This window comes from Photobacterium sp. OFAV2-7 (assembly GCF_022347985.1).
In the GTDB taxonomy this organism is placed as follows: Bacteria; Pseudomonadota; Gammaproteobacteria; order Enterobacterales; family Vibrionaceae; genus Photobacterium.
Window position 1 is genome coordinate 1 of the sequence record NZ_JAKRFQ010000171.1, and the last position, 7,305, is coordinate 7,305.

The 7,305-nt window shown below is 51.1% G+C and carries 9 protein-coding genes; 4 read left to right on the forward strand and 5 right to left on the reverse strand.

All coding sequences use genetic code 11. The features are described 5' to 3' along the window. Together MHN01_RS11125 and cysE are read left to right on the forward strand one after the other, a co-directional pair. Window positions 1–290, forward strand: a 290-nt coding sequence (locus tag MHN01_RS11125) for an NAD(P)H-dependent glycerol-3-phosphate dehydrogenase (RefSeq protein ID WP_370646493.1), incomplete at its 5' end; no start/stop codon positions are given. A 111-nt stretch (window positions 291–401) separates the two neighbouring features. Continuing rightward, the gene (gene cysE, locus MHN01_RS11130; RefSeq protein ID WP_255725157.1) at window positions 402–1,247 is read left to right on the forward strand and encodes a serine O-acetyltransferase; all 846 of its coding nucleotides are present in this window, start codon (window positions 402–404) and stop codon (window positions 1,245–1,247) included. An 82-nt stretch (window positions 1,248–1,329) separates the two neighbouring features. On the opposite strand, the gene trmL is transcribed toward cysE, so the two are convergent. The 3 genes from trmL to MHN01_RS11145 all read right to left on the reverse strand — a co-directional run bounded on the left by trmL (window position 1,330) and on the right by MHN01_RS11145 (window position 4,001). Further along, entirely contained in the window at window positions 1,330–1,794 is a 465-nt protein-coding gene (gene trmL / locus MHN01_RS11135) for a tRNA (uridine(34)/cytosine(34)/5-carboxymethylaminomethyluridine(34)-2'-O)-methyltransferase TrmL (RefSeq protein ID WP_075762995.1), read from the reverse strand. A gap of 97 nt (window positions 1,795–1,891) precedes the next feature. After that, entirely contained in the window at window positions 1,892–3,253 is a 1,362-nt protein-coding gene (gene cpxA, locus MHN01_RS11140; RefSeq protein ID WP_239411414.1) for an envelope stress sensor histidine kinase CpxA, read from the reverse strand. A 52-nt stretch (window positions 3,254–3,305) separates the two neighbouring features. Continuing rightward, complete coding sequence (locus MHN01_RS11145; RefSeq protein WP_239411415.1) at window positions 3,306–4,001, reverse strand: response regulator; 696 nt, start codon at window positions 3,999–4,001, stop codon at window positions 3,306–3,308. Between the two features lie 207 nt (window positions 4,002–4,208). Between MHN01_RS11145 and MHN01_RS11150 the strand changes: the two genes are divergently transcribed. Further along, on the forward strand, window positions 4,209–4,709 hold the full coding sequence (locus MHN01_RS11150) for a CpxP family protein (protein ID WP_239411416.1): 501 nt from the start codon (window positions 4,209–4,211) through the stop codon (window positions 4,707–4,709). A gap of 553 nt (window positions 4,710–5,262) precedes the next feature. Continuing rightward, on the forward strand, window positions 5,263–6,225 hold the full coding sequence (gene pfkA / locus MHN01_RS11155) for a 6-phosphofructokinase (RefSeq protein ID WP_239411417.1): 963 nt from the start codon (window positions 5,263–5,265) through the stop codon (window positions 6,223–6,225). A 128-nt stretch (window positions 6,226–6,353) separates the two neighbouring features. Here pfkA and tpiA read toward each other — a convergent pair whose 3' ends face one another. Both tpiA and MHN01_RS11165 read right to left on the reverse strand, forming a co-directional pair. After that, window positions 6,354–7,124, reverse strand: coding sequence for a triose-phosphate isomerase (gene tpiA, locus MHN01_RS11160; protein ID WP_160652689.1), 771 nt, complete (start codon window positions 7,122–7,124; stop codon window positions 6,354–6,356). After that, window positions 7,099–7,305, reverse strand: a 207-nt coding sequence (locus tag MHN01_RS11165; protein WP_239411418.1) for a hypothetical protein, incomplete at its 5' end; no start/stop codon positions are given. The genes tpiA and MHN01_RS11165, both read right to left, overlap by 26 nt.

Genomic DNA, 7,305 nt, shown 5'->3' on the forward strand with positions numbered 1-7,305 from the left:
TTATGGGGATGGCGGGACTGGGGGATCTGGTGCTGACATGTACCGATAACCAGTCACGCAACCGTCGTTTTGGTCTGGCTCTGGGCCAGGGCAAAACGGTTGATGCGGCGCAGGATGATATTGGCCAAGTGGTAGAAGGTTATCGTAACACCAAGGAAGTCTGGGTACTTTCCCAGCGCTACGGGGTTGAGATGCCGATTACCGAACAAATCTATCAGGTACTTTATCAGGGTAAAGATGCCCGTGAAGCAGCCAAAGATCTGCTGGCCCGCGAGAAAAAAGACGAATAACGGCAATTTACGCTGTCGTGGACAGGATTAAGAGCAAGATAACAACGCGTGCCTGCAAGCTCGCGTTGTTTTTTTTTCCAAGCACGTTAAAGTTAAACAGATACCGATTTGATGACAAAACGAACAGAGGGTGATGTGAGGGAGTGTCAACAACATGAGGTCTGGCAGGCTATCAAGCGGGAAGCGCGAGAGCAGTCAGAGCAAGAACCGATGCTGGCCAGCTTTTATCATGCAACCATTATCAAGCATGATAACTTAGCCGCTGCGCTTAGTTATATTCTCGCCAACAAGCTGGCGACACCGTCGATGCCGGCGATGGCGGTGCGTGAGGTGATTGAGGAGGCTTTCATCGCCGATTGTATGATCACCGAATCGGCAGCCTGCGATATTCGTGCCGTGGTTGAACGAGATCCTGCGGTAGAGATGTATTCCATTCCCCTGCTATACCTGAAAGGCTACCATGCCCTGCAGGGCTACCGTGTGGCTAACTGGCTTTGGAAACAAAAGCGGGTTGCCCTTGCTGTCTATCTGCAAAATCAAATTTCGGTTGCCTGTCAGGTAGACGTGCATCCTGCGGCGACGATTGGCCAGGGGATCATGTTCGACCATGCGACCGGTATTGTGATTGGTGAAACGGCCGTGATCGAGAATGATGTGTCGATTCTTCAGGACGTAACCCTGGGCGGTACAGGCAAGGAAGGCGGCGATCGCCATCCGAAGATCCGCGAAGGGGTGATGATCGGTGCCGGTGCCAAGATACTGGGCAATATCGAAGTCGGCGAAGGGGCGAAAATCGGTTCCTGTTCGGTGGTACTCAATCCGGTGCCTTCGCATACCACGGTGGCCGGGGTGCCGGCGAAAATTGTTGGCCGGCCAAGTAGCGAGAAGCCTGCGATGGATATGGATCAGCAATTTAATGGTAACGGCCAAACCTTTATGGCCGGTGACGGCATTTAAACACGGTGTCGCGGTTCCAAATTAATTGCAAAAGCGAGAGTTTACCAACTCTCGCTTTTTGTTTTTCAGTCTCTGAATGAGATTATACCGCGCCTTTGAACCCGAGCTGGCGCCAGGCCTCGTAGCCGATGATGGCGGCGGCATTGGACAGGTTCAGGCTTCGGCTGTCCGGGTGCATAGGAATACGCAGGCGCTGCTCGAGTGGCAGGCTATCAATCAGCTCGGCCGGCAGACCGCGGGTTTCCGGTCCGAACAACAGCACATCCCCTTCTTCGAACTTGGCATTGGTATGGAAGTTGGTGGTTTTGGTGGTACAGGCAAAAATCCGGCGATTTTCCATCGCCGCCATGAAGGCATCGAAGTTCTTATGGCGATGAACGTGTGCCAGATCGTGATAATCCAGCCCGGCACGACGTAATTTCTTTTCTTCCAGATCAAAACCTAACGGCTCGATCAGGTGCAGGTTGGCACCGCAGTTGGCGCATAGGCGAATTATATTGCCCGTGTTGGGGGCGATTTCGGGTTCGTACAGGGCGATATCAAACATTGTCCGGCTATCAGTTTGGAAATTTGGCCTCATTGTAGCGAAAAAAACAGGCAATCAGACAACATATTGTCTGATTGCCTGTCGAAATCGTCATTGGCTACAGTGTCAGGGGCAGGGTGATGGTAACCCGCAATCCTCCAAGCGGACTGCGGCTGGCCAAGATGGTGCCGCTATGCTGGCGGATGGCGCTCTCGGTGATAGCCAGCCCCAACCCGGTTCCGCCGCTGCTTCGGTCTCGCGCGGTTGATACGCGGTAGAATGGGCGGAAAATATCATCCAGTTCATTGTCGGGCACCCCTTCACCGTTATCGTCGATGACGATATTGAGGGTGTGGTCTCTGACGCTGAAATTGACCTCGATGACATCGTTGCCGTATTTGATAGCATTGCGAACGACATTTTCCAGGGCGCTGATCAGCAGGTTGGGGTTACCGCTGACCGGCCATTCATCCAAGTCGCTGACAGTGAATGTTTTGTTGTTTTGCTCAGCCTCGAAGCGGGCATCTTCCAGCATTTCATACCACAGGCTGCGTGCATCGGAGTGCTCGCGAAGCTCATGGCTGTTTACCTGCATCCGAGACAGCTCCAGCAGTTCGCTGATCATTTTTTCGAGCCGCTCTGCCTCGGTATCAATGCGGCTGAGTTCTTTGCTCTCTCCCTGTTTGCGCTGGGCCAGCGCAGTAGCCATTCTCAGGCGGGTAAGCGGCGAACGCAGTTCATGGGAGATATCCGACAGTAATCGCTGCTGGCCGCTGATCATCTGGTTGATGGCCTGAACCATCTGGTTGAAGCTGGCCCCGGCCTGCTTGAACTCCCGGGGCCCGGCCTCCAGTTTCGGATCGGCTTCGAATTGCCCTGTCGCTACCCGCTCTGCGGCTTGCTGAAGTCGGCGGGCCGGAATACTGATGGCCCAAGCGAGCCAGAGCAGCAAGGGCGTACTGACCAGCATGGTGACAAGCAGTAACTGGAATGGTTTGTCCAGGATCTGAATGAAAAATGGCGGAGGCTTGCGCCAGACCCGGCCGACATACATGAGTACGGTTTGCTGCTCGTAGCTCAAGGCAAACGGCCCGGCCATCATCCAGCGCCCGTAAAGCTTTTGTTTCGGCGAACTAGGGCTGTCAGCCATGGTGATAAAATTACGCAGTGCCTTGTTGCGGCCATCCGGGGTGATAATTTCACCTTCCTCGGTGGTGAAATAGAGCTGGAATCCCTTGTGGCGGTCGTGGTTGGTGAAACGCTGCAGCCGGTACTTGAGCGGCCCCCTGTCATAGGAGATTTTCTCGGCAATGCTCTGGGCCGAGTCCTGAAAGCGTTTTTGCTGCTGTTCCGGGATCGTATGCTGGGCCCGGGGATCGAGGTTGGGTAGCAACAAGACCGTTACGACGACAATCAGCAGGGTCAGCCAGAAGACAGCAAAGATCCGGCCATACAGGCTGGAAAAACGTGGTAGTTTCATTGCAGGCCTCCTTGTTGGCTGTATCGGCGGGTTGGCGCAATACTTGGCTGCATTATATTTCCTCTACCAGCAGGTAGCCTTTACCGCGAAGGGTCTTGATGCGGGGCTTGCCGTCGGTGCGTTCAGGCAGCTTTTTACGTAGGTTCGATACATGCATATCAATGGCACGATCGAACTGCGCCAGGCGTTTGCCCAGTACCTCGAGGCTAAGTTCGTTCTTGGCTATGATTTTGCCCGGGTGCTGAATAAAGTAACTTAGCAAGGCCAGTTCGGTACCGGTCATTTCTATCGGCTCGCCCTTGCAGAAGACTTCCTGTCGACCCGGGTAGATATCGATATCCTGATAGGTCAGGCAGTCGGGGGTATTATTGCGCGAGTCATTACCGGCTGTTTGTGTCCGGCGCAATATAGCCCGCATCCGTGCCAGCAGCTCGCGATCACTGAAGGGTTTGGGCAGATAGTCATCGGCACCAAGTTCCAGTCCCAATACCCGGTCAATCTCTTCGCCTTTTGCGGTCAGCATGAGTACCGGTGTCGAGTAGCTTTCCCTGAGCTTACGCAGCATTTCGGTACCGTTCATCTTCGGCATCATGACATCGAGCAGGATCAGATCGATGCTGTCATCGACTTTGCTGAGGCCCTCCTCGCCGTTATTGGCCTCAAGGATCTCGAAACCTTCCATTTCAAGGATGTCGCTGAGTAGTGAGGTCAGTTCCGTATCGTCGTCGACCAGCAGAATTTTTGCCATGTTAGCTACCTTATTGTTTCCGTCTCGCCCTATTCAGGTAAATACGCGACATGATGAATGGGATTGCCTCAGTATCGCTAATCTCGCATCGGGAACCAAGTTAATGTCAGTTGGCTTTACGCAGTTTTACGTTCTTTAGACAGCAGTTTACCTTGTGGTCGTTATTCTTAACTCATACCCGCTGACGGACATTTGGAGAAGAACATCATGACTACATTCAAGAAAACACTGGTAATGGCAATCGCACTTCCTCTGGCTCTCAGTTCTGCCTCTGTGCTGGCTTTTGGCGGTGGTAAAGATGGTCACCATGGCGGCTACCATGGCGGTAAAGGTGGCTGTGGTATGAAAGAGGGCTACAAGGTCTTTCGCAATCTGGATCTGACGGATGAGCAGAAGCAACAAATGCAAGACATGCGCGAAGCCAACCGTGAGGCGATGAAAGCCAGCTTTGGCGAGAAACATGCTGAAATGCAGGCCAACCACCAGAAGATGCAGACCTTGCTGCTGGCGGCTGATTTTGACGAAAACGCAGTCCGCGAGTTGGCTCAGCAAATGTCAGAGCAGCAAACCGAGCGCCGCATCACTATGTTGAAGAAGCGCCATGAGATGCTGAATATTCTTACTGCCGAGCAAAAAGAGAAATACCAGCAGCTACAGGCGGAGCGAGCAGAAAAATGCCAGGCTCGCTGGGCTGAAAAAAATCAGTAAGCTGACAATCACTGATGAAGCCGCAGCCTAGGTTGCGGCTTGCTTTTCGTTACTCAGACCAATAAATCCCTCAGTAAATTACCTTTCTCTATTATTTTTGTTATTAATTTTCACCGTAAAAAAGCTATACTGCGTGACATTGCCCAGTGAGTGCTTATGAATAGGTGTGATTATCATGGATGAAAATGCACAGTCGCCCGCGGTTATCACTCTCCCTAGATGCACAACTGGTGGCTCTGATGGCAGGATATATACTTAAGGCATGATGAGGCCTTGTAGGCGGTATCTCCTTGGTCATCAACCAGAACGCTAACAGTTTCGTTTCATATCCGTTGTCGGAACAGGCAAATATCATGCTGCTGGCTGAAGTCAGGGGGGATCGTGATATGAATCAACAAAATTTTTTATCAAAATTGTAATACTTCTACATTAGTAGGAAAGTTACAGTTTACACGAGCATAAGCCCGGCATATCGGCTTATGGTACCGAGAGGGGGAACCTCGGTAACTCGTGCCGGATTTGATTTTTCAATTCCCAAAGTCAGAGGGTAACCATGATTAAAAAGATTGGTGTATTGACCAGTGGTGGTGACGCACCTGGTATGAATGCGGCGGTTCGCGGTGTTGTTCGTGCTGCATTGTCAGAAGGCCTGGAAGTTTATGGTGTATATGACGGCTATCAGGGCCTGCATCAGAACCGTATTGAAAAGCTGACTCGCTCAAGCGTGTCAGATGTGATCAATAAGGGTGGTACATTCCTGGGTTCAGCGCGTTTTCCTGAGTTTAAAGACGAGAAGGTACGTGCACAGGCTATCGAGAACCTGAAAATTCACGGTATCGACGCACTGGTTGTGATCGGTGGTGACGGTTCGTACATGGGTGCGAAGAAGCTGACTGAAATGGGCTACCCATGTATCGGTCTGCCGGGCACTATTGATAATGACGTAGCAGGAACTGATTACACGATCGGTTACCTAACGGCGCTGAATACGGTTATCGATGCGATTGACCGTCTGCGTGATACGTCTTCGTCTCACCAGCGTATCTCAATTGTTGAGGTAATGGGTCGTCATTGTGGTGATCTCACTTTGATGTCTGCGATTGCAGGTGGTTGTGAGTACATCATCACACCGGAAACCGGTTTGAACAAAGAAGAGCTGCTGGCGAAGATCAAAGAAGGGATCTACAAAGGCAAGAAGCATGCGATTATCGCACTTACCGAGCTGATGACCGATGCCAACGAGCTGGCGAAGTACATCGAAGATGAGACAGGCCGTGAAACACGTGCGACAGTGCTTGGCCACATTCAGCGTGGTGGTCAGCCAACGGCATTTGACCGTATCCTGGCTTCTCGTATGGGTGCTTACGCGGTTGAGTTGCTAATGGAAGGTCACGGTGGTCGCTGTGTGGGTATCCAGAATGAAAAAATGGTTCACCACGACATCATCGACGCGATTGAGAACATGAAGCGCCCGGTTCGCAAAGATCTGTATGATCTGGCAGACAAACTGTTCTAAGACAGGTTTTGCTTGATAGATAAAAGCCGACTCGAGAGTCGGCTTTTTTGTTTCTGTTGCCGGCGTGTACCGGCCACTAAAAAGGCCACCCGAAGGTAGCCTTTGTTATGCTTGATAATCTAGGTTGATTATTTTTTCGCTTTAGCTGCTGCTTTTGCGATAGCTGCGAAGCTTTCTGCGTTCAGTGCCGCACCGCCAACTAGCGCACCGTCGATGTCCGGCTGTGCGAAGTATGCTTCAGCGTTCTCAGGCTTAACAGAACCGCCGTACTGGATCACAACTTTCTTGGCTACTTCTTCGCTCTTCTCTGCGATGTGTGCACGGATAGCTGCGTGAATACGCTGTGCATCGTCAGCTGTAGCGGCTTTGCCCGTACCGATTGCCCAGATTGGTTCGTAAGCGATGATTGCACCGTCTAGAGCTTCAACGCCTTGGGTGTTGATCACAGCATCGATCTGACGAGCACATACTGCAACAGTTTCGCCAGCTTCGTTCTGAGCTTCAGACTCACCGATACAAAGAACAGGAGTCAGGCCGTGCTCTTTTAGGAAAGCAAATTTCTTCGCTACGAACTCGTCTGATTCGTTGTGGTATTCACGACGCTCAGAGTGGCCGATGATGATGTGGCTTGCACCGAAGTCTTTTAGCATTTCAGGAGAGATATCACCTGTGAATGCGCCGCTTGCGTTAACGTCGACATTCTGTGCACCAAGGATGATTTTGCTTTCACCTTTGCCGATTAGCTGCTCAGCCAGGTCAAGGTACATTGCTGGTGGAGCTACTGCTACGTCAACACCTTCAACACCTTTAAGTTCAGCATCAAGGCCCTTAAGTAGGTTAGATACCATTTCCTTGCTACCGTTTAGCTTCCAGTTACCCATAACCACAGGATGGCGCATAGCTTTTCTCCAAATCAATTTGATGTAAAAAATAATACCAAAAAGCGTAATTCTCTGATCTGATCAGACAACTATGCTGTTTGGTATCCAGCCATTTTGTAAAAATATAACAGCCTTGGCTGATACTTTTACTGTCCAAAATCATTTCTGTGCTTGGTTGTACCTTTTTCAACAGAAAAAG

Coding starts and splice junctions, on each gene's coding strand:
- MHN01_RS11145 (WP_239411415.1), bottom strand. CDS start 4,001: ATGGCAAAAATTCTGCTGGTCGACGACGATACGGAACTGACCTCACTA.
- MHN01_RS11150 (WP_239411416.1), top strand. CDS start 4,209: ATGACTACATTCAAGAAAACACTGGTAATGGCAATCGCACTTCCTCTG.
- cpxA (WP_239411414.1), bottom strand. CDS start 3,253: ATGAAACTACCACGTTTTTCCAGCCTGTATGGCCGGATCTTTGCTGTC.
- tpiA (WP_160652689.1), bottom strand. CDS start 7,124: ATGCGCCATCCTGTGGTTATGGGTAACTGGAAGCTAAACGGTAGCAAG.
- pfkA (WP_239411417.1), top strand. CDS start 5,263: ATGATTAAAAAGATTGGTGTATTGACCAGTGGTGGTGACGCACCTGGT.
- cysE (WP_255725157.1), top strand. CDS start 402: ATGACAAAACGAACAGAGGGTGATGTGAGGGAGTGTCAACAACATGAG.
- trmL (WP_075762995.1), bottom strand. CDS start 1,794: ATGTTTGATATCGCCCTGTACGAACCCGAAATCGCCCCCAACACGGGC.